General features: G+C 68.9%; 18 protein-coding genes. 7 read left to right on the forward strand and 11 right to left on the reverse strand.

Going from position 1 to position 20,568, the window contains the following annotated elements; all coding sequences use genetic code 11:
* Positions 1-190 precede the first annotated feature (190 nt).
* The 4 genes from A9977_RS21505 to argA all read right to left on the reverse strand — a co-directional run bounded on the left by A9977_RS21505 (position 191) and on the right by argA (position 4,811).
* Complete coding sequence (locus tag A9977_RS21505) at positions 191-1,342, reverse strand: PilT/PilU family type 4a pilus ATPase (RefSeq protein ID WP_183026921.1); 1,152 nt, start codon at positions 1,340-1,342, stop codon at positions 191-193.
* Positions 1,343-1,408: 66 nt separating this feature from the next.
* Positions 1,409-2,233: a 2,3,4,5-tetrahydropyridine-2,6-dicarboxylate N-succinyltransferase gene (gene dapD, locus A9977_RS21510; protein ID WP_183026922.1), complete on the reverse strand. Its 825-nt coding sequence runs from the start codon at positions 2,231-2,233 to the stop codon at positions 1,409-1,411.
* A complete protein-coding gene (gene dapC, locus A9977_RS21515) occupies positions 2,230-3,450 on the reverse strand; it encodes a succinyldiaminopimelate transaminase (protein ID WP_183026923.1) in 1,221 nt (406 codons plus the stop codon). The genes dapD and dapC overlap by 4 nt, the downstream gene beginning before the upstream one ends.
* 11 nt (positions 3,451-3,461) lie before the next feature.
* Positions 3,462-4,811: an amino-acid N-acetyltransferase gene (gene argA / locus A9977_RS21520; RefSeq protein WP_183026924.1), complete on the reverse strand. Its 1,350-nt coding sequence runs from the start codon at positions 4,809-4,811 to the stop codon at positions 3,462-3,464.
* Between the two features lie 104 nt (positions 4,812-4,915).
* Between argA and hrpA the strand changes: the two genes are divergently transcribed.
* The gene (gene hrpA, locus A9977_RS21525) at positions 4,916-8,920 is read left to right on the forward strand and encodes an ATP-dependent RNA helicase HrpA (protein ID WP_405054697.1); all 4,005 of its coding nucleotides are present in this window, start codon (positions 4,916-4,918) and stop codon (positions 8,918-8,920) included.
* A gap of 53 nt (positions 8,921-8,973) precedes the next feature.
* Here the strand turns inward: hrpA and A9977_RS21530 are convergent, their stop codons facing one another.
* The 6 genes from A9977_RS21530 to lptF form a co-directional block, all read right to left on the reverse strand.
* Positions 8,974-9,126, reverse strand: coding sequence for a DUF3309 family protein (locus A9977_RS21530; RefSeq protein ID WP_183026925.1), 153 nt, complete (start codon positions 9,124-9,126; stop codon positions 8,974-8,976).
* Between the two features lie 107 nt (positions 9,127-9,233).
* On the reverse strand, positions 9,234-10,406 hold the full coding sequence (locus tag A9977_RS21535; protein WP_183026926.1) for a pyridoxal phosphate-dependent aminotransferase: 1,173 nt from the start codon (positions 10,404-10,406) through the stop codon (positions 9,234-9,236).
* A gap of 130 nt (positions 10,407-10,536) precedes the next feature.
* The gene (locus A9977_RS21540; protein ID WP_183026927.1) at positions 10,537-11,478 is read right to left on the reverse strand and encodes a CysB family HTH-type transcriptional regulator; all 942 of its coding nucleotides are present in this window, start codon (positions 11,476-11,478) and stop codon (positions 10,537-10,539) included.
* Positions 11,479-11,541: 63 nt separating this feature from the next.
* The gene (locus A9977_RS21545) at positions 11,542-11,919 is read right to left on the reverse strand and encodes a sirohydrochlorin chelatase (protein ID WP_183026928.1); all 378 of its coding nucleotides are present in this window, start codon (positions 11,917-11,919) and stop codon (positions 11,542-11,544) included.
* Position 11,920: 1 nt separating this feature from the next.
* Entirely contained in the window at positions 11,921-13,030 is a 1,110-nt protein-coding gene (lptG, locus tag A9977_RS21550; RefSeq protein WP_183026929.1) for an LPS export ABC transporter permease LptG, read from the reverse strand.
* Positions 13,027-14,133, reverse strand: a complete 1,107-nt coding sequence (gene lptF / locus A9977_RS21555; protein ID WP_183026930.1) for an LPS export ABC transporter permease LptF — start codon at positions 14,131-14,133, stop codon at positions 13,027-13,029. Before lptF ends, lptG begins: the two co-directional genes overlap by 4 nt.
* 22 nt (positions 14,134-14,155) lie before the next feature.
* Here lptF and A9977_RS21560 point away from each other — a divergent pair, with 22 nt between their 5' ends.
* The 5 genes from A9977_RS21560 to A9977_RS21580 all read left to right on the forward strand — a co-directional run bounded on the left by A9977_RS21560 (position 14,156) and on the right by A9977_RS21580 (position 19,100).
* The gene (locus tag A9977_RS21560) at positions 14,156-15,679 is read left to right on the forward strand and encodes a leucyl aminopeptidase (RefSeq protein WP_183026931.1); all 1,524 of its coding nucleotides are present in this window, start codon (positions 14,156-14,158) and stop codon (positions 15,677-15,679) included.
* Positions 15,676-16,116: a DNA polymerase III subunit chi gene (locus tag A9977_RS21565; protein ID WP_183026932.1), complete on the forward strand. Its 441-nt coding sequence runs from the start codon at positions 15,676-15,678 to the stop codon at positions 16,114-16,116. Before A9977_RS21560 ends, A9977_RS21565 begins: the two co-directional genes overlap by 4 nt.
* Positions 16,113-16,496 (forward strand): hypothetical protein, encoded by a 384-nt coding sequence (locus A9977_RS21570; RefSeq protein ID WP_183026933.1) that lies wholly within the window; start codon positions 16,113-16,115, stop codon positions 16,494-16,496. Before A9977_RS21565 ends, A9977_RS21570 begins: the two co-directional genes overlap by 4 nt.
* A 125-nt stretch (positions 16,497-16,621) precedes the next feature.
* Positions 16,622-17,827, forward strand: coding sequence for a branched-chain amino acid ABC transporter substrate-binding protein (locus A9977_RS21575; protein ID WP_183026934.1), 1,206 nt, complete (start codon positions 16,622-16,624; stop codon positions 17,825-17,827).
* A gap of 118 nt (positions 17,828-17,945) precedes the next feature.
* Positions 17,946-19,100: an HPP family protein gene (locus A9977_RS21580; protein WP_183026935.1), complete on the forward strand. Its 1,155-nt coding sequence runs from the start codon at positions 17,946-17,948 to the stop codon at positions 19,098-19,100.
* A 3-nt stretch (positions 19,101-19,103) separates the two neighbouring features.
* Here A9977_RS21580 and A9977_RS21585 read toward each other — a convergent pair whose 3' ends face one another.
* On the reverse strand, positions 19,104-20,177 hold the full coding sequence (locus tag A9977_RS21585) for a DUF72 domain-containing protein (RefSeq protein WP_183026936.1): 1,074 nt from the start codon (positions 20,175-20,177) through the stop codon (positions 19,104-19,106).
* Positions 20,178-20,328: 151 nt separating this feature from the next.
* Between A9977_RS21585 and A9977_RS21590 the strand changes: the two genes are divergently transcribed.
* On the forward strand, positions 20,329-20,565 hold the full coding sequence (locus A9977_RS21590; protein WP_183026937.1) for a hypothetical protein: 237 nt from the start codon (positions 20,329-20,331) through the stop codon (positions 20,563-20,565).
* Positions 20,566-20,568 lie beyond the last annotated feature (3 nt).

A 20,568-nucleotide genomic window follows, 5' to 3' on the forward strand; every position in this document is an offset into this window, starting at 1 on the left:
TCGGCAGCCCGGTCGGGGAATACCGCGGAACCGGCTTTGCCGGGCCGCCGGTATTGCCCCCTTGAGGGGGAGGCGCCAAAGGCGCCTCGGGGGTGGGCCGATGACACCGTGGAACCGGCTTTGCCGGGCCACCGATATCGCCCCCTTGAGGGGGAAGCGCCGCAGGCGCTTCGGGGGTGGGTCAGCTGCTTCAGTGGCGCACGTCCAGCGTGATGTCCGTGAAGCTCGGCGCCTCGGATTGCTCCATCAGCGCCTTTTCTTCCTCGCGCTTGCTCGCCGGCACCTGGCGGTTCTGCAGGCGCCACATCAGGTTGGTGGGGGAGTCGGCCTGGGCCAGGCCTTCCTCGCGCGTGACCCGGCCTTCGCCGATCAGCCGCGCGATGTCTTCCTCGAAGGTCTGGGAGCCCTCGGCCATCGACTGGACCATGGCCTCCTTGACGGCGGAGAAGTCGCCTTTCTCGATCATCTCGGCGATCAGCGCCGTGTTGAGCATGACCTCGATCGCCGGCCAGCGCTCGCCCTTGGGCGTGCGCAGCAGCCGCTGGGCCACGATCGCGCGCAGCGCGCCCGACAGGTCGCCCAGCAGCGTGGGTCGCACCTCGACCGGGTAGAAGCTCAGGATCCGGTTGAGCGCGCGGTAGCTGTTGTTGGCATGCAGCGTGGCCACGCACAGGTGGCCCGACTGGGCATAGGCGATGGCGGCCGTCATGGTCTCGCGGTCGCGGATCTCGCCGATCTGGATCACGTCGGGCGCCTGGCGCAGCGCGTTCTTCAGCGCCACCTGCAGCGACTGCGTGTCGCTGCCGACGTCGCGCTGGTTCACCATCGACTTCTTGTTGGTGAAGGTGAATTCGATCGGCTCCTCGACCGTGAGGATGTGGCCCGAGGCGTTCTCGTTGCGGTGGTCCAGCATCGAGGCCAGCGTGGTGGACTTGCCCACGCCGGTCGCGCCGACCATCAGGATCAGGCCGCGGCGCTCCATCACCAGCGTCTTGAGCACGTCCGGCAGGTGCAGGTCGTCGAAGGACGGGATGGTCAGCGCGATGTGCCGCACCACCACCGCGTAGCTGCCGCGCTGGCGCATGCCGCTGATGCGGAAGTTGCCCGCGCCCTCGAGCTGGATCGCCATGTTGAGCTCGCCGGTGCGCTCGAGCTCGGCGATGCGGCTCTGGTGCACCACCTCCGACAGCAGGTTCAGCGGCGCCTCGGGCGGCAGCACCTGGCTGTTGATCGGCAGGCAGTTGCCGTTGATCCGGATCAGCGCCGGCGAGTTGGCCGAGAGATAGATGTCGGAGGCCTTGCGTTCCGCCATCAGGCGAAGGATGCGTTCCATCGTGTTCATCGGTCTCTCGCTCCTCGGGGCGTTCTCTGGGAGAAAAAAGACCGCCTCGCGGCGGCCGGGGCGGGATCAGTCGCGCAGCAGGTCGTTCAGGCTGGTGGTCGAACGCGTCTTGGCGTCGACCTTCTTCATGATGATCGCGGCGTAGGTGTTGTACTTGCCGCCCGGCTTGGGCAGCGTGCCGGCCACCACCACCGAACCGGCCGGCACGCGGCCATAGCTCACGGTGTCGGTCGCGCGGTCGTAGATCGGGGTGCTCTGGCCGATGAACACGCCCATCGACAGCACCGAGTTCTCTTCGACGATCACGCCTTCGACGACTTCGGAGCGCGCGCCGATGAAGCAGTTGTCCTCGATGATGGTCGGGCCGGCCTGCAACGGCTCCAGCACGCCGCCGATGCCGACGCCGCCCGACAGGTGCACGTTGGCGCCGATCTGCGCGCACGAACCCACGGTGGCCCAGGTGTCGACCATGGTGCCTTCACCGACGTAGGCGCCGATGTTGACGTACGAAGGCATCAGGATCGCGCCCTTGGCGATGAAGCTGCCGCGGCGTGCCACGGCGGGCGGCACGATGCGCACGCCGGCTTCCTTGAGCTCGGCGGCCGACAGGTGCGAGAACTTGGTCGGCACCTTGTCGTAGAAGCCCAGCGAACCGGCCTGCACCTGTTCGTTGTCCTTCAGGCGGAAGGACAGCAGCACCGCCTTCTTGATCCACTGGTGCACCGTCCACTGGCCCACGGCCTCGCGGGTGGCGACGCGCAGCGTGCCGTTGTTGAGTTCGGAGATCACATGGTCGACGGCGTCGCGCACTTCGGCCGAAGCTTGCGAAGGCGAGAGGTTGGCGCGGTCTTCCCACGCGGCGTCGATGGTCTGCTGGAGTTGTTGGGTCATGAAGGAGCTCGGTTCTGGATGAAATCAACGATGCGGCGGGCAGCCTCGGTACACTCGTCGGTGCCGGCCACCAGGGCCATGCGGACGCGGCCCCGGCCCGGGTTCACGGGGCTGGTGCCGCCGACGTCGCGTGCGAGGAAGCTGCCCGGCAGCACCGTCACATTGTATTGAGCGTAGAGCGCGCGGGCGAAGGCCTGGTCGTCGCCGTTCCAGGCCGCGGGCACGCCGGCCCAGAGGTAGAAGCCGGCATCGGGCAGCCGCACGTCCATCACCTCGGCCAGCAGCGGCGTCACGGCCGCGAACTTGGCGCGGTAGAGCGCGCGGTTCTCCACCACGTGCGCCTCGTCGCCCCAGGCCGCGACGCTGGCCGCGGCCACCGCGCCGCCCATCGCGCTGCCGTGGTAGGTGCGGTAGAGCAGGAAGGACTTGATCAGCGCCGCGTCGCCGGCCACGAAGCCGCTGCGCAGGCCGGGCACGTTGCTGCGCTTGGACAGCGAGGTCAGCATGACCAGGTTCTTGAAGTCGCTGCGACCCAGGCGCGTGGCGGCTTCCAGCCCGCCCAGCGGCGCTTCCTCGCGGAAATAGATCTCGCTGTAGCACTCGTCGGAGGCGATCACGAAGCCGTGGCGGTCCGACAGCGCGAACAGCTTGCGCCATTCGTCCAGCGGCATCACCGCGCCCGTGGGGTTGCCCGGCGAGCAGACGAAGACCAGCTGGGTGCGGGCCCAGACGGCCTCGGGCACGCCGTCCCAGTCGACCGCGAAATTGCGCTCGGCGATGCTGGGCACGTAATGCGTGTCGGCGCCCGAGAGCAGGGCCGCGCCCTCGTAGATCTGATAGAAGGGATTGGGCGACATCACGATGGGCGGCAGCGGGCCCGACGGATCGACCACGGTCTGCGCCAGCGCGAACAAGGCCTCGCGCGAGCCGTTGACCGGCAGCACCTGGGTTGCGGGATCGACCGCCACGTCGTAGCGGCGCTGCAGCCAGCCGGTGAAGGCGGTGCGCAGCTTCAGCTCGCCGGCGGTGGCCGGGTAGGCCGCGAGGCCATCGAGGCCTTCGCTCAACGCGCTGCGGATGAAGGCCGGCGTCGGGTGCTTGGGTTCGCCGATGCCCAGGCTGATGGGCTTGAATTCGGCGTTCGGCACCACGCCGGCGAAGAGTTGGCGCAGCCGCTCGAAGGGGTAGGGCTGCAACTTGGCGAGCAGGGGATTCATGGCGTCGTCGTCTACTTGAGTTTCTTGACCAGGACCTGGCTCTTGCGGTCCCAGTTGTACTTGCGTTTGCGCGCCTCGGGCAGCCAGTCGGGGTCGACCGGCACGAAGCCGCGCTTGATGAACCAGTGCATGGTGCGGGTGGTCAGCACGAAGATGCTGTCCAGGCCCAGCGCCTTGGCGCGCTGCTCGACGCGCTTGAGGATGCGTTCGCCGTCGCCCTGCGACTGCGAGTGCGGCGACACGGTGAGCGCGGCCATCTCGGCGGTGCGCGACTCCGGGTACGGATAGAGCGCCGCGCAGCCGAAGATCACGCCGTCGTGCTCGATCACCGAGTACTGGCTGATGTCGCGCTCGATCTCGGTGCGGCTGCGCTTGACCAGCGTGCCGTCGCGCTCGAAGGGCTCGATCAGCTGCAGGATGCCGCCGATGTCGTCGGCCGTGGCCTCGCGCAGCGACTCCAGTTTCTCGTCGACCACCATGGTGCCGATGCCGTCGTGCACATAGACCTCGAGCAGCAGCGAGCCGTCGACCGAGAAGGGCAGGATGTGGCTGCGCTCGACGCCGGCTTCGCAGGCCTTCACGCAGTGCTGCAGGTAGAAGGCGGTATCGGTGGGGCGCTGCGCGGGCGGCAGCGTGGTCAGCAGCTTGCGCGCGGCGTCCAGCGGCAGTTCGGTGTCGATCGGGTTGTCCTCGCTCTCGGGCAGCTCGCTGTCGACGCGGATGCCCGGCACCTCGGTCAGGAAGATCAGCTTGTCGGCCTGGATCGAGATCGCCACGCTGGTCGCGACCTCTTCCATCGTGAGGTTGAAGGCCTCGCCGGTCGGCGAGAAGCCGAAGGGCGACATCAGCACCATCGCGCCGAAGTCCAGCGTGTGCAGGATGCCCGCGCTGTCGACCTTGCGCACCAGGCCCGAATGCTTGAAGTCCACGCCGTCGATCACGCCCACCGGCCGGGCGGTGATGAAGTTGCCCGAGATCATGCGCACCGTGGAGCCGGCCATCGGCGTGTTGGGCAGGCCCTGGCTGAAGGCGGCCTCGATCTCGTAGCGCAGCTGGCCCGCGGCCTCCTGGGCCGAATCGAGCGCCACCTCGTCGGTGATGCGCAGGCCGTGCGAATAGCGGGCCTCGTGGCCCTTGGCGCGCAGCTGCTCGTTGACCTGAGGCCGGAAGCCGTGCACCAGCACCACCTTGACGCCCATCGACTGGATCAGCGCCAGGTCCTGGGCGATGTTCTGCAGCTTGCCCGCGGCGATCGCCTCGCCCGTGAGACCCACCACGAAGGTCTTGCCTCGGTGCATGTGGATGTACGGGGCGACGGAGCGGAACCAGGGAACGAAGGTGAAGTTGAAGACGGTGGACATTCGGCGGTGGCTGGCAGGGTGGCGAAGGGGTGGACGGCGCGAACCGGGGCGGGCTGGGATAATCGTCAATTCTCTCCGATGTGCCTCGTGCCTGACTGACTCTCTTGTCCACCGATTCCTTGTCCGCCCCGCCCGCGCCCCTTCCGCCCCGAAGCACGCTGAAGATCGAATTCCCGGAGTCGCTGCCCGTCTCGGCCCGACGCGAGGAAATCGCCGAGGCCATCGCCGCCCACCAGGTGGTGATCGTCTGCGGCGAAACCGGCTCGGGCAAGACCACGCAGCTGCCCAAGATCGCGCTGCTGCTCGGCCGCGGCAAGCTCAACAAGCCGCCGGGGCAGGGCAAGCTGATCGGTCACACCCAGCCGCGGCGCATCGCCGCCAGCTCGGTGGCCAAGCGCATCGCCGAGGAGCTCAAGACGCCGCTGGGCGACGTGGTCGGCTTCAAGGTGCGCTTCCAGGATCGGCTGAGCCGCGACGCCTCGGTCAAGCTCATGACCGACGGCATCCTGCTCGCCGAGACGCAGACCGACCCGCTGCTCAAGGCCTACGACACCATCATCATCGACGAGGCCCACGAACGCAGCCTCAACATCGACTTCCTGCTGGGCTACCTGCGCGAGATCCTGCCGCGCCGGCCGGACCTCAAGGTGATCGTGACCTCGGCCACCATCGACGCCGACCGCTTCGCCACGCATTTCGCGTCGCGCAACGGACCGGCGCCGATCATCTATGTGTCGGGCCGGACCTTCCCGGTCGAGCAGCGCTACCGCCCCTTCGAGGAATCGCGCGAGTACGACCTCAACCACGCGATCGCCGATGGCGTCGACGAGCTCTGGCGCGACCCGCACAACGGCGGCGACATCCTGGTCTTCCTGCCGGGCGAGCGCGAGATCCGCGAGGCGGCCGACCACCTGCGCCGCCACCTGGCCAACCAGCCGGTGATGCGCAATGCCGAGGTGCTGCCGCTGTTCGCTCGGCTCTCGCCGGCCGAGCAGGACCGCATCTTCGAGGGCCACACCGGCCGCCGCGTGGTGCTGGCCACCAACGTGGCCGAGACCTCGCTCACGGTGCCCGGCACGCGCTACGTGATCGACACCGGCACGGCGCGCGTCAAGCGTTATTCCTTCCGCAGCAAGGTCGAGCAGCTGCTGGTCGAGCCGATCAGCCAGGCCGCGGCCAACCAGCGCGCCGGCCGCTGCGGCCGGGTCGCCAACGGCATCTGCATCCGGCTCTACGACGAAAAGGACTTCCTGGGCCGGCCGCGCTTCACCGACCCGGAAATCCTGCGCTCCTCGCTGGCCGGCGTGATCCTGCGCATGAAGTCGCTGCACCTGGGCGACGTGGCGCGCTTTCCCTTCCTCGAGGCGCCCGCGCCGCGCGCCATCGCCGACGGCTACCAGCTGCTCAACGAGCTGGGCGCGGTCGACGATGCCAACGAGCTCACCGCCATCGGTCAGGAACTGGCCCGGCTGCCGCTGGACCCGCGCGTGGGCCGCATGATCCTGGAGGCACGCTCGCGCGGCGCGCTGGAAGAGGTGCTGGTGATCGCCTCGGCCCTGTCGGTGCAGGACGTGCGCGACCGCCCGATGGAGGCGCAGCAGCAGGCCGACCAGGCCCACGCCAAGTTCGACGACGACAAGAGCGAGTTCAGCGGCTACCTCACGCTCTGGAAATGGATCGCCGACGCCCGCGGCGGCAACGCGCCCCAGACCCGGCGCGAGCTGCACGGCGACCCGGGCAAGCGCGCGAGCGCGGCCGTGCTGCCGATCGCCCAGCGCATGGCCGCCGCGGCACCGGCACCGGCGCCAGTGGCCGAGGCGCTGCCCACGCACAAGATCAGCAACCGCCAGTACGAGCAGCTGCTGCGGCAGAACTTCGTCAACATCCGCCGGCTGCGCGAATGGCGCGACATCCATTCGCAGCTGCTCACCGTGGTCAGCGAGCACAAGTGGCAGCTCAACCGCCAGCCCGCGAGCTACGAGGCGCTGCACCTGTCGATGCTGGCCGGCCTGCTGGGCAACGTCGGCTGGAAGATGGAGGACGACGAGGCCTACCTGGGCGCGCGCGGCATCAAGTTCCACAAGCACCCGGGCGCGCACCTGCGCAAGAAGCCGGGCCGCTGGATCGTGGCGGCCGAACTGGTCGAGACCACGCGCCTGTTCGGCCGCGGCATCGCCAACATCGAGCCCCAGTGGCTGGAGGAGATCGCCGGCCACCTGCTCAAGAAGCAGCTGCTCGACCCGCACTGGGAGAAGAAGGGCGCGCAGGTCACGGCGCTGGAGCGCGCCACGCTCTACGGGCTGGTGGTCTACAGCGGCCGGCGCGTCGACTTCACCAAGGTCGACCCGGTGGCGGCGCGCGAGATCTTCATCCGCGAAGCGCTGGTCGGCGGGCAGTGGGAGACCAAGTACCCCTTCCTGGCGGCCAACCGCAAGCTGGTCAAGGAGGTCGAGGGCCTGGAACACAAGGCGCGCCGGCAGGACGTGCTGGTCGACGACGAGCTGATCTACGCCTTCTACGACGCGCAGCTACCGCCGGATGTGGCGAGCGGCGCGTCCTTCGAGCATTGGTACAAGGAGCATTCGCGCGCCCAGCCACGCCTGCTGTACCTCACGCGCGATGAGCTGATGCGCCACCAGGCGGCCGGCATCACCACCCAGTCCTTCCCGCCGACCGTGCGGCTGGGCGGGGTGGATTGCGCCGCGACCTACCTGCATGCGCCCGGCGACGCCAAGGACGGCCTGACCGTGAGCGTGCCGCTGTTCGTGCTCAACCAGGTCAGCGAGGAGCGCTGCGAGTGGCTGGTGACCGGCATGCTCAAGGACAAGATCCAGGCGCTGCTCAAGAGCCTGCCGCAGCGCCCGCGCTCGCGGCTGGTGCCGCTGCCCGAGTCGGCGAGCAAGTTGGCCGAGGCGCTGTCGGCGCCCGAGCTGTTCGGCACCGGTTCGCTGACCGACGTGCTGCTGCGCCGCGTGCGCGAGCTGACCAGCATCGACATACTGCGCGCCGACTTCAAGCTCGACATGCTGCCGCCGCACCTGTTCATGAACCTGCGCATCGTTGACGAGCACGGCCGCCAGCTGGGCATGGGCCGCAACCTGGGCGCGCTCAAGGGCGAACTCGGCGCGCAGGCGCGCGGTGCCTTCCAGGCGCTGGCCGGGCTCAACGTGCGGGCCGCGCCCGCGGCATCGGCTGAAAAGAACACACCGGCGACGGCACCGCGTGCCGCGGCACCGGCGGCCGCCCCAGCGCTGCCCGCGGGCGCGCGCTACACCGCCTGGACCTTCGGCGAGCTGCCCGAACTGATGGAGGTGCGCCGCGGCGCGCAATCGCTGATCGGCTTCCCGGCGCTGCTCGACGGCGGCGACGGCGTCACGATCGAGGTCTTCGACGAGCCGGCCGTGGCCGCCGCCAGGCACCGCGCCGGCCTGCGCCGGCTGTTCGCGCTGCAGCTCAAGGATGCGCTCAAGTACCTCGAGAAGAACATCCCGGAGCTGCAGAAGATGGCCGTGGCCTACATGCCGCTGGGCACCTCCGACGAGCTGCGCGCGCAGCTCATCGACGTGGCGCTGGACCGCGCCTTCCTGCAGGAGCCGCTGCCCACCGACGAATTCGCCTTCAAGCGCCGCATCGAGGAAGGCCGCGGCCGGCTGACGCTGATCGCCAACGAGGTGGCGCGGCTGGCCGGCGTGATCCTGGTCGACTACGCGACGGCGGTGCGCAAGATCAAGGACACCAAGATCCAGCCCGAGGCCACGGCCGACGCGGCCCAGCAGTTGCAGAAGCTGATGGGCAAGCGCTTCGTGATCGACACCCCCTGGCCGCAGCTGCAGCACTTCTCGCGCTACCTCAAGGCGATCACCGCGCGGCTCGACAAGCTGCGCGCCGACCCGGCGCGCGACGCCGCCAAGCTGGCCGAGCTGCGGCCGCAGGAGCAGCGCTACTGGCGGCTGGTGGCCGAGCGCAAGGGCGCGGTCGACGATCGCATGCTGGAATTCCGCTGGCTGCTCGAAGAGCTGCGCGTGAGCTTCTTCGCGCAGGAGCTGCGCACGCCGCAGCCGGTGAGCGTCAAGCGGCTGGACAAGGCCTGGGCCCAGCTGCAGGCATGAAAAAGCCCGCGCGAGCGGGCTTTTTCACGGCGCGAGTGAGGCGGCCCATGGCGTCATATGCGGCCCATGACCAGCAGCACGATCACGACGATCAGCACCAAGCCCAGGCCGCCGCTCGGTCCGTAGCCCCAGTTGCGGCTGTGACCCCAGGTCGGCAGCACCCCGATGAGCAACAGAATCAGGATGACCAGCAGTATTGTCGACATGAACTTCTCCTAAGGGCTTCGTATGGAAGCCCCATGGTCGCCCCGATCGGGGCGCCGGCAAAGGGAAAGCAGCCCCTGTGCCGGTCAGGCCAAACCGACGCGCCGTGTCAGAGCTTCGCCAGTCGCTCCAGCGCATGCACCAGGGTTTCGTCCTTCTTGGCGAAGCAGAAGCGCACCACGCGCTGGTCGAAACCGCCGCCGTAGAAGGCCGACAGCGGGATCGCGGCCACGCCGATCTCGCGCGTGAGCCACTGGCAGAAGTCGGCTTCGCCCAGGTCGCTCACGGCGGTGATGTCCACGCACTGGAAGTAGGTGCCGGCGCTGGGCAGCAGCTTGAAGCGGGTCTGGGCCAGGCCGGCGGCGAACAGGTCGCGCTTGCGCTGGTAGAAGGCCGGCAGTTGCAGGTAGGGCGCCGGATCGGCCATGTAGCTGGCCAGCGCATGCTGCATCGGCGTGTTGACGGTGAACACGTTGAACTGGTGCACCTTGCGGAACTCGGCCGTGAGCGCGGCCGGCGCGGCCACGGTGCCCACCTTCCAGCCGGTCACGTGGTAGGTCTTGCCGAAGCTGCCCACGATGAAGCTGCGCGCGGCCAGGCCGGGGTAGCGTGCGACGCTCTCGTGCGGCGCGCCGTCGAACACCATGTGCTCGTAGACCTCGTCGCTGATCACCAGCACCTCGGTCGGCGCCAGCAGGTCCTCGAGCGCGCGCATCTCGGCGGCGCTCCAGACCGTGGCGCTGGGGTTGTGCGGCGTGTTGATGACGATCGCGCGCGTCTTGGGCGTGATCGCGGCGCCGATCTTGTCGAAGTCGGGCCGGAAGGTGCCCGGCGTGAGCGGCACCCGCACCACCACGCCGCCGGCCAGTTCGATGTTGGGCACGTAGCTGTCATAGCAGGGCTCGAGCACGATCACCTCGTCGCCCGGGTGCACCACGGCCAGGATCGCGGTGATGATGGCTTGAGTGGCGCCGGCCGTGACCGTGATCTCGCTCGCGGCGTCGTAGCGGCGGCCGTAGAGCGCCTCGATCTTGGCCGCCATCGCTTCGCGCAGCGCCGGGATGCCCGGCATCGGTGGGTACTGGTTGTGACCGGCCGCCATCGCGCCGTTCACCGCCTCGAGCAGCTTGGGATCGCAGCCGAAATCCGGAAAACCCTGGCCCAGGTTGACCGCGTTCTTCTCGGCCGCCAGCGCCGACATCACGGTGAAGATGGTGGTGCCGACGGCGGGCAGCTTGCTGGCAATCGCGGGCGTGCGGGCGGAAGAAGGATCGATGCTCATGGTGCTCGTGGATTCGATGATGCGATGTCCGTGGGACACCGCGGAACCGGCTTCGCCGGGCCGCCGGTGTCGCCCTCGGAAGGGGGAAGGCGCGCGCGACACGAAGTGCGCGAAGCCCTCGGGGGAGAGCTTAAAGCTCGTAGTCCTGCTGCTGCCCGCTCAGGGCCTTGGCGATCAGGTTGCGGTCGAGCCGGTCGCTCAGCAGCTCGGCGAACTTGAACACGAAGTTGCGCAGGTAGGCGCTGCGCTTGAAGGCGATGCGCGCGATGTTCTGGCCGAAGATGTGGCCCATGGGCTTGACCACCAGGTCGTCGTTGGTGCTGTCGCGCACCGCCATCTCGGCCACGATGCCCACGCCCAGCCCGAGGCGCACGTAGGTCTTGATCACGTCGGAGTCGATGGCTTCCAGCGCGATGCGCGGCGTGAGCTTCTTCTGCGCGAACGCATGGTCGATGCGGGTGCGGCCGGTGAAGGACGGGTGGTAGGTGATGATCGGCTCGCTCGCCAGGTCCTCGAGCGACACGCGCTCCTTGTCGGCCAGCGGATGGTCCTTGGGCAGCACCAGCACGTGCTGCCATTCGTAGCAGGGCAGGGTCACGAGCTCGGCGTAGTCCGACAGCGACTCGGTCGCGATGCCGATCTCGGCGATCTCGTCGATCACCATGCGCGCCACCTGGTCGGGCGAGCCCTGGTGCAGGCTCACGTTGACCTTGGGATAGGCCTCGCGCAGCCGGGCCACCGGCACCGGCAGCACATAGCGGGCCTGCGTGTGGGTGGTGGCGATCGATAGCGTGCCGCTGTCCTGGGCGCTGAACTGCTCGCCGATGCGCTTCAGGTTGCCGACCTCGCGCATGATCAGTTCGATGCTCGCGATCACGTGCTGGCCCGGCTCGGTCACGCGCTTGAGCCGCTTGCCGTGGCGCGCGAAGATTTCCACGCCCAGTTCTTCCTCGAGTTCGATGATGGCCTTGGACACGCCCGGCTGCGAGGTGTGCAGCGCCTTGGCGGCTTCGGTCAGGTTCAGGTTGCGGCGCACGGCCTCCTGCACGAACTTGAATTGGTGGAGATTCATAACAAATTCCGTCTTATTGTTCTATTCATTATGCCTTATCGGTCTATCGATCGGCGCAAAAAATCAGTGGCGCAAGGCCACCTGTGCCAGCAGATCGATCACCTCGGCCGTCTCTCCCACGGCCGGCACCAAGGAAAAAGCCACCTCCGGATGCGCCGCCCGCAAGGCCTCCACCAGTTGCGGCAGGTCTTCGCGCACATGCTTGCCCATGCCCAGGAACAGCGGCACCACGCGCAGCGCGCGCGCGCCGTCCGCGATCAGCCGGCCGGCGGCCGTGGGCAGGTCGGGCTCGACCAGTTCGAGGTAGGCGCAGGCCACCGGCACGCCCGGCTGCAGCTCGTTCATGCGCCGCGCCACGGCCTCGACCGGTTCGCGCCAGCGCGCGTCGCGCGAGCCGTGCGCGAACAGCACCACGGCGGACTTTGCGGCGGCGTCGGCCACGCTAGCGCCTGAGCACCAGCCAGCCGAAGGCGGCCAGCGAGAGCAGGGTGTAGATCAGTCCCGGCGCGGCCGCCGTGAGCCAGGGCATCCAGTTGCTCAGGTTGCCGATGTAGCCGAAGACGTTGTTGAGCAGGAAAAAGCTGATGCCGATCAGCACGCCGCCGAACACATAGCTGGTGATGCCGCTCTGGCGGAAATGCAGGTAGGCGAAGGGCAGGGCCAGCACCACCATCACCAGGCAGGACAGCGGGTAGAACACCTTGCGCCAGAACTGGATCTCGTAACGCTGCGCGGTCTGGCCGTTGGCCTCAAGGTGGTTGATGTACTCGAACAGGTCGAGCGTGCGCATGCGCTCGGGCTTGAGCAGCGCCACCGACACCATCTCGCTGGTCAGCGAGGTCGGCCAGCGGTACTCGGCCACCTGGTCGGTCACCACGCGGGCGGTGTTGCCCGAGCGGGTGTCGTACTGCTGGTGCTCGGCGTTGGCCAGGATCCAGGCGCCGTCGACGATGCGCGCCGTCGGCGCCAGCGTCTGCGTCGTCACGAAGCCCTTGTCGTCGAACTCGAAGATGCGCGGCGAGGTCAGCGACCCATCGCGGTTCATGGCCGACACGTTGACCGCATAGGACATGGTGCCCTGCCGCTCCTTGAGCCACGCACCGGTGGCGCCGCCGGTCGCCAGGATGTCGCCCCGGAAGCTGGCCTTGAGCGTCTGGGCGGTCCGGTCGGCCAGGGGCGCCATGTAGTCGCCGACGGCGAAGGTGAGGGCCACGAAGCCCGCGCCCAGCACCAGCAGCGAACGCAGCGCGCGCCAGGGCCCCAGGCCGCTGGTGCGCAGGATGGTGTACTCGGAGCTCTGGGCCAGGCGCGACATCACGAAGATGGTGCCGATCAGCACCGTGATCGGCAGCAGTTCGTAGAGGTGGCTGGGGATCAGCAGCGTCACATAGGCCAGCGCCTGCGGCGTGCCGTAGCCCAGGCTGTCGGGGCGGCCGATGTCGCCCAGTTCGTCGACGAAGTCGAAGAAGAAGAAGAGGGCGAGGAAGCCGAGGGTCACGAAACCCACGGACTTGAGCACCTCGCTGTAGATCAGTCGACGGATGGTCTTCACGCGCGCGGTACCGAAGGTGAGGGCGCCGCGGCACGGCGCCGCAGCCCCCAGTTGTTGTTGCGTTTGGCGAGCCAGAGGCAGGTGGCCACCAGGATGCCGCCGTGCACCAGCAGCATGAAGGTGCCGATGCCGATGCGCCCGGAGCCGATCCAGCTCTGCCCGAGGTTCAGCAGGTTGAAATAGACCACGAAGGCGAACAGCGCGAGCAGCAGGTTGCCGCTGCGGCCGGCGCGCGGGTTCACGTTGGACAGCGTGAGCGCCAGCAGCACGAAATTGAAGCCGGCGAACAGCAGGCCGATGCGCCAGGCCAGTTCACCGAGGGCGACGGGCGTGCGTTCCATCAGCAGGGTCCGGGTGCTGCGCGCCCGCACCGGCGCCGCGTCGGCCGACGAGGAGACGTTGTCGCCGACCTTGGCGCCGTAGGTCTCGAACTCGCTGATCTTCAGGCGCTTCTCGTCGAGCGAGCGCTCCAGGCGCTGGCCGTTGGACAGCAGCAGGTAGCGCGCCTCGCCCACGTCGTCGATGCGACCGCTGCGCGCCGAGGTGATGATCTGCAGGTTGCGTTCGATCGAGGAGATGAACACGTTGTTGGCGGTGGTGCCGTCCGGCGTGTCCTTGTCGATGAAGAACACGCGGTTGCGGCCGGCCGACTCGCGGAACTCGCCCGGCGCGATGCGCTCCAGGTCGCCGCGGCGTTCGTACTGGGCCCGCATGCCCTGGGTCTGCGAGTTGGCCCAGGGCCAGCCCACCAGCGCCAGCACCGCGATCAGCAGCAGCACCGGCCACGAGAAGCGGAACAGCGGGCTGACGAAGTCGAACAGGCCACGGCCGCTGGAGAACCAGATCACCATCTCGCTGTCGCGGTACATGCGCGACAGCGTGCCGACGATGGAGACGAACAGGCTCAGGCTCAGGATGGTCGGCATGTAGCCGAGCACCGTGTAGGCCATCACGAGCAGCACGTCGGACGGGTTCACGCTGCCCTTGGAAGCCAGGCCGAGCGTGCGGATCAGCATCATGGTCATCACGATGGTGACCAGGACGACGAGCGTGGCGCCGAAGCTGCGAGACAGCTCTTTGCGCAGGGAGGAATGGAATAACATCGTCAAGGGAAAGAAAAGGATTATGGACTTTCAACTCAAGACCCTCAGCACCGCCCAGGCGGCCAACGAAAAGACCGACGCACTGATCGTGCTTTTCGCCGAGTCAGGTTCCACCGAGAGCCTGTCGAAATCCATCCGGTCCGATGCCCTGGCCGCCCTCATGGAGGATGCGCGCAAGGCCGGCGATCTCCCGGCCAAGGCGGGCAAGCTGCTCGCCCTGTACCGGCCGGCCGGCGTCACCTCGCCGCGGGTGCTGCTGGCATCGACCGGCGACGGCAGCGCGAACGCCGTGCGCACCGCCGTCGTTGCCGCCGTGCAGGCCGCCAAGGTCCAGGCGCCCAAGCGCCTGACCATCGTCTTCGCCCAAGAGGCCACGGCGTCCGCGGTCCGCGCGGCCGTGCTCGCGGCCGCCGACGCCAGCTACGTCTACACCACCACCAAGCCCAAGGCCGACGCGCGCAGCATCCGCCAGCTGGTGCTCGGCGTGCCCGATGCGAAGGCCCTGTCGTCCGCCTTTGCCGAGGCCAGCGCCACCGTGGCCGGCATCGAGCTGGCCAAGGAATGGGGCAATCGCCCGGGCAACCACAGCACCCCGACCTTGCTGGCGGGCGCCGCGCAGGAACTGGGCCGGCTGCCGCGCATCCAGTGCGAGGTGCTCGGTCCCAAGGAAGTGACCAAGCTGGGCATGGGCTCCTTCGCCGCCGTGGCGCAGGGCTCGTCCGAGCCGCTGCGCTTCATCGTGCTGCGCTACCAGGGCGCGGCCAAGAGCGCGGCGCCGGTGGTGCTGGTGGGCAAGGGCATCACCTTCGACACCGGCGGCGTGTCGCTCAAGCCCGCGGCCGAGATGGACGAGATGAAGTTCGACATGTGCGGCGCGGCCAGCGTGCTGGGCGTGTTCCGCACTCTGGCCGAGCTCAAGCCCGAGATCAACGTGGTCGGCCTGATCCCTTCCTGCGAGAACATGAACGACGGCAAGGCGCTCAAGCCCGGCGACGTCGTGACCAGCCTGAGCGGCCAGACCATCGAGGTGCTCAACACCGATGCCGAAGGCCGGCTGATCCTGTGCGACGCGCTGAGCTATGCCGAGCGCTTCGCGCCCGCGGCGGTGATCGACATCGCCACGCTGACCGGCGCCTGCGTGATCGCGCTGGGCGGCGTGCGCAGCGGCCTGTTCTCTTCCGACGACTCGCTGGCCGCGGCGCTCTCGGCGGCCGGCGAGCAATCGCAGGACCCGTGCTGGCGCCTGCCGCTCGACGACGAGTACGGCGAAGGCCTGAAGAGCAACTTCGCCGACGTCGCCAACATCGCCGGCCGCGCGGGCGGCGCGATCACGGCGGCCAAGTTCCTGCAGCGCTTCACCAGCGCCTTCCCCTGGGCCCACCTCGACATCGCCGGCACGGCCTGGAAGAGTGGCGCGGCCAAGGGATCAACCGGTCGCCCGGTCGGCCTGCTGGTCAGCTACCTGCTCGCCCGCGCGGCCAGCGCCGGTGCGCCGGCCGAAGCGGCGCCGCGCAAGGCCGCGCGCAAGGCACGCGCCACCACGTGACCGAGATCGACTTCCACTTCAACACGCCCGACAAGGTCCACTACGCCTGTCGGCTGCTGCGCAAGGCCGTCGGGGCGCGCGGCGCGCGGGTGGTGGTGGTGGCGCCGCCGGCCGTGATCGAGGCCATCGATGCGGCCCTGTGGCAGCTCTCGGCGGTGGACTTTGTGGCGCATTGCCGCGCCAGCGCCGAGCCCGCGGTGCTGTCACGCTCCCCGGTGGTGCTCATGGACGGCGATGCTGGTGCATTGCCGCACCAGCAGGTGCTGCTGAACCTGGCCTCGGAGATCCCGGCCGGCTTCGAGCGCTTCGAGCGCCTGATCGACATCGTGACCGACGACGAGGACGATCGACTCTCCGCGCGCCTGCGCTGGCGCCACTATGCGGACCGCGGCTACGCCATCACCCGCCATCAGTTCCAGGGGAGCGCCACGCGATGAATTCGCCGCGCATTCCACCGCGCTTCGTGCCCACGCTCACCACGGTGCTCGAAGTGCCCGCGCCGGCGCCGCCAGCGGTGGCCGACGACCCGCGCGAAGCGGTCGCGCTCGGCCCGGCCGCGCGCCTGTCCGAGCTGGAGAGCTTCGCGCTGGAGGAGCAGTTGATGCACCGCGTCCTGCAGCGCATCGACGGTGCGCTCGAGGAGCGGCTCAGCGACGTGGTGTCGGCCGCGGTGCAGGTGCAACTCGACGCCATGGTGCCGCGCCTGCGCACTGAAATCGAGGCCGTTTTGCGCACGCTGGTGGTCGAATCCCTGGCCGAGGAACTGGGTGAAACACTCGGGTCGAACCCACCCAAAGACGCCTCATCCTTGGGCTAAACTGCGCCCGGTTCGACGGCGCGAGGGCGCTGGAAGACACGGTCCGGCGCGGAATTTGCTCTGCAGGGGTATCCGGTCAGAAGGCCGTTTTTTATTACTCTATTCATCCTGTTCTGGAGGTTCCCATGCAATTGAAATGGACTGCGGTCGCACTGGCTGCTCTCACGTTGGTGGCTTGCGGTAAGAAGGAGGAGGCTGCGGCACCCGCTGCAGCGCCAGCCCCCACGGCCGCCGCGCCTGCAGCAGCACCTCCCGCCGAGACAATGGTGGTGAAGATCGGCCATGTCGCCCCGACCAGCGGCGCCATCGCTCACCTCGGCAAGGACAATGAATTGGGCGCCAAGATGGCGATCGAGGACCTGAACGCCAAGGGCGTGAAGATCGGCGACAAGGTCGCCAAGTTCGAACTGCTGGCCGAAGACGATGCCGCCGATCCGAAGCAGGGCACGGCGGTCGCCCAGAAGCTGGTCGACAGCAAGGTCAACGGCGTGGTGGGCCACCTGAACTCGGGCACCACCATCCCCGCATCCAAGCTGTACAGCGACGCCGGCATTCCGCAGATCTCGCCGTCGGCGACCAACCCGAAGTACACGCGCCAGGGCTTCAAGACCACCTTCCGCGTGGTGGCCGACGACACGCAACTGGGCGGCACGCTCGGCAAGTACGCGGTCGAGACGCTCAAGGGCAAGAACATCGCCGTGATCGACGACCGCACGGCCTACGGCCAGGGCGTGGCCGACGAATTCGAGAAGGCCGCCAAGGCAGCCGGCGCGACCATCGTGGGCCGTGAGTTCACCACCGACAAGTCGACCGACTTCAACGCCATCCTGACCAAGCTCAAGGGTGCCAAGCCCGACGTGCTGTTCTTCGGCGGCATGGACGCCGTCGGCGGCCCGATGCTCAAGCAGGTCAAGCAGCTGGGCATGAACGTCAAGTTCATGGGCGGCGACGGCCTGTGCACCGCCGAACTGGCCAAGCTGGCCGGCGACGCGATCGGCGAGGAAGTGGTCGTGTGCGCCGAAGCCGGCGGTGTCGACGGCGACTTCAAGGGCCCGCTGGATGCCTGGAAGACCAAGTTCAAGGAAAAGAACGGCGTCGAAGTCCAGATCTACGCACCCTACGTGTATGACGCCGTGCAGGTGCTGGCCGCCGCGATGGTCAAGGCCGGCTCCGCCGAGCCCGAGAAGTACCTGCCGGAAGTCGGCAAGGTCGACTACAAGGGCCTGACCGGCCCGATCACCTTCGACGAGAAGGGCGACATCAAGAACGGCGCCCTGACGCTCTTCACCTACAAGGGTGGCGTGCGCACGCAGATCGCCGTGGTCCGCTGAGCGCTTCGCTCCGCTGGAAAGAGAAAAGGGCCTTCGGGCCCTTTTTTCATGGGTGCGCCGCGCGCGGACCGGGCGGCTCGCGTTCTGACATCATCGCCATCACCGATCCGTGCCCACGATGAACTCCTCCGCCCCCGCTCGCGCGCAAAGACTGCGCGATTTCCTTCTCGGCTTCTGGCCCGCCCCGGTGCAGGTCTCGGCCCCCGAGCGCTGGCGTGCGCTGGCCGGTGCCGGCGTCGGCATCCTGTTCACCGCGCTGCTCAGCCGCTGGTGGAACGGCGCCGGCACGGCCGTGCCGTGGCTGGCTGCGCCGCTCGGTGCCAGCGCGGTGCTGGTGTTCGCGCTGCCCGCGAGCCCGCTGGCCCAGCCCTGGGCCGTGGTCGGCGGCAACACGCTGTCGGCGCTGGTCGGCGCGGCCTGCGCCATGCTGATCCCGGACCCGGCCTGGGCGGGCGCGGTGGCGGTGGCGGCGGCCATCGGGCTGATGTTCGTGCTGCGCTGCCTGCATCCGCCGGGCGGCGCGACCGCGCTGCTCACCGCCATGGCCGCAAGCAGCTTTCATTTCGCGGTCTTTCCGATGCTGGTCGATTCGCTGTTGCTGGCGTTCGCGGGCGTGCTCTACAACAGCCTGACCGGCAAGCGCTATCCGCATGCGCAGCGGCAGCCGGCGCCGTCGGCCACGCCCTCGGCCTCGCGCTTCACGACCGCCGACCTCGATGCCGCACTGGCCCACTACAACCAGGTGCTCGACGTGAGCCGCGACGACCTCGAGGCCTTGCTGCAGCACGCCGAAGCCGCGGCCTACCAGCGCAATTTCGGCCAGCTCCAGTGCCGCGACATCATGTCGCGCACACCCTGGACCGTGCAGTTCGGCACGCCGCTGGGCGAAGCCTGGGCCTTGATGCGCGAGCGGCGCATCAAGGCGCTGCCGGTGATCGACCGGGCACAGCGCATCGTGGGGATCGTGACCGTGGCCGACTTCATGCGCCATGCCGACTTCGACCGGCACGACGGCATTGCCGAGCGCCTGCGCGCGCTGATCCGGCCCAGCATGCGCACCCACGGCGACAAGCCCGAGGCCGTGGGCCAGATCATGACGCGCGAAGTGCGGGTCGCGAGCGAGCACCGGCCGGTGGCGGAGCTGGTGCCGCTGTTCTCGGACGCCGGCCACCATCACATCCCGATCATCGACGCGGACAAGCGCCTGGTCGGCGTGATCACGCAGTCGGACCTGGTGCGCGCCCTGTACCGGGCCGCGCAGCCGGGCGGGTAGGCCTCAGGCCACGGGCTGCAGTGCCTCGGCCAGGGCCCGCACGCTCAGCGGCGCCGAGCCCTCGGCCTTGTTGCTGATCGTGACGTAGACCTTCTGCCCCGCGCGCGCCGTGCCGGTGATGACCCGGGCCAGCGCGGTCCGCGTGTCGATGTCGGGGTCGACCATGCGGTCGAAGGGCTGGTAGAGCTTTTCGGCCTCTTCGTAGCCGTAGGCGCCATGCAGCGGATTGACGTTCCAGCGGCACACCAGCGGCCCCGGCCACAGCGCGCGCAGCAGCGGCAGCTGCTCCGCGATCGGCGGCAGCTTGGGGTGCAGGCCGAGGCAGTAGGTGGCGCCGCCGCCGCGCAGCACCTCGACCAGCGCGGGCGTCAGCAGCTCGGGGTTGCGCACCTCGACCGCGATCACGCCATCGGGCGCCGTGGGCTGCAGCGAGGGCAGGGCATGCAACATCGCGGACAGTCGCTCCAGCACCCGCGGCCATTGCGCCAGCAGCGAGACGGGCAGGGGGCTCAGCTGGAACACCAGCGCGCCGACGCGGTCGCCGAGGCCTTCGAGCGCGGGCAGCACGAACTCCTGCAGCGCGAGCTCGGGGCTCAGGAAGGCCGGATTGGGCTGGCGCCCCCGGCCTTCCTCGCCGCGCACCAGCGCATCGGTCACCAGGGCCGGTGCCTTGACCACGAAGCGGAAGTCGGGCGGCACCATGGCGGCGAGCTGCGCATACTGGCTCGCGCTCAGGGGCCGGTAGAAGGCGCGGTCCACGCACACGCTGCGCAGCAGCGGGTGTTGCGCGTAGGCCGTCAGGCCCCGCTTGGCCAGCAGCGCCTCGGAGTAGGCACGATCCCAGACCATGCCGGCCCAGCCGGGGTAGGACCAGGTCGAGGTGCCCAGCCGCACCTCGGGCGGCAGGCCCGCGGCCAGTGCCTGCAGCACCGGATCGACCGGTGCCGCCTCGATGGTCGTCGAGCGCGATGCCCGGCGCACCGGCGCGGCGTCCGCCGCGCCATCGGGTGGAGGCGCCGGTGCGGCCTGGACGGCTGGCGGCGGCGTGTCGGCGTCGGGAAAGAGCGAATCCTGCATGATCGAAAAAGATGCGGCATTCTCGCCGGCCCGCGCCCAGGCCATCGGCGACTCGGGGACAATCGTCGCTCTTCCCACGACGCCCACGCCATGCACCTGCCACCGTTCTTCAATGCCCAGCCGGCCATGGGCCGCGCGGAGGCGAACTGAGATGCGGATGTTCGGTCTGGTCGGCCTGCTGCTCGCGCTGCTGATCGCGGGCCTGCTGGTGAAGAAGCAACTGAGCGCGCCGCAGGCCGTGGTGCCGGGCCTGCCCGCGCCGGCATCGGGCGACGCGGCCGCGCCCACGGTGCGCACGCAGACGCAGCAGCTGCAGCAGGACATCCAGAAATCCCTGGACGCCGCCGCGCAGCAGCAGCGCCGGGCCATGCCCGAGGAAGCGAACTGAGCG

Origin of the sequence: Variovorax sp. UMC13 (assembly GCF_014170375.1) — a bacterium.
GTDB lineage: Bacteria > Pseudomonadota > Gammaproteobacteria > Burkholderiales > Burkholderiaceae_C > Variovorax.

Bases quoted from the DNA above. Each gene is read 5' to 3' on its own strand.
- A9977_RS21570 (WP_183026933.1), top strand. From the start codon at position 16,113: ATGAATTCGCCGCGCATTCCACCGCGCTTCGTGCCCACGCTCACCACG.
- dapD (WP_183026922.1), bottom strand. From the start codon at position 2,233: ATGACCCAACAACTCCAGCAGACCATCGACGCCGCGTGGGAAGACCGC.
- A9977_RS21535 (WP_183026926.1), bottom strand. From the start codon at position 10,406: ATGAGCATCGATCCTTCTTCCGCCCGCACGCCCGCGATTGCCAGCAAG.
- A9977_RS21540 (WP_183026927.1), bottom strand. From the start codon at position 11,478: ATGAATCTCCACCAATTCAAGTTCGTGCAGGAGGCCGTGCGCCGCAAC.
- dapC (WP_183026923.1), bottom strand. From the start codon at position 3,450: ATGAATCCCCTGCTCGCCAAGTTGCAGCCCTACCCCTTCGAGCGGCTG.
- A9977_RS21560 (WP_183026931.1), top strand. From the start codon at position 14,156: ATGGACTTTCAACTCAAGACCCTCAGCACCGCCCAGGCGGCCAACGAA.
- A9977_RS21585 (WP_183026936.1), bottom strand. From the start codon at position 20,177: ATGCAGGATTCGCTCTTTCCCGACGCCGACACGCCGCCGCCAGCCGTC.
- lptF (WP_183026930.1), bottom strand. From the start codon at position 14,133: ATGTTATTCCATTCCTCCCTGCGCAAAGAGCTGTCTCGCAGCTTCGGC.
- A9977_RS21575 (WP_183026934.1), top strand. From the start codon at position 16,622: ATGCAATTGAAATGGACTGCGGTCGCACTGGCTGCTCTCACGTTGGTG.
- A9977_RS21505 (WP_183026921.1), bottom strand. From the start codon at position 1,342: ATGAACACGATGGAACGCATCCTTCGCCTGATGGCGGAACGCAAGGCC.
- A9977_RS21590 (WP_183026937.1), top strand. From the start codon at position 20,329: ATGCGGATGTTCGGTCTGGTCGGCCTGCTGCTCGCGCTGCTGATCGCG.
- argA (WP_183026924.1), bottom strand. From the start codon at position 4,811: ATGTCCACCGTCTTCAACTTCACCTTCGTTCCCTGGTTCCGCTCCGTC.
- A9977_RS21530 (WP_183026925.1), bottom strand. From the start codon at position 9,126: ATGTCGACAATACTGCTGGTCATCCTGATTCTGTTGCTCATCGGGGTG.
- A9977_RS21580 (WP_183026935.1), top strand. From the start codon at position 17,946: ATGAACTCCTCCGCCCCCGCTCGCGCGCAAAGACTGCGCGATTTCCTT.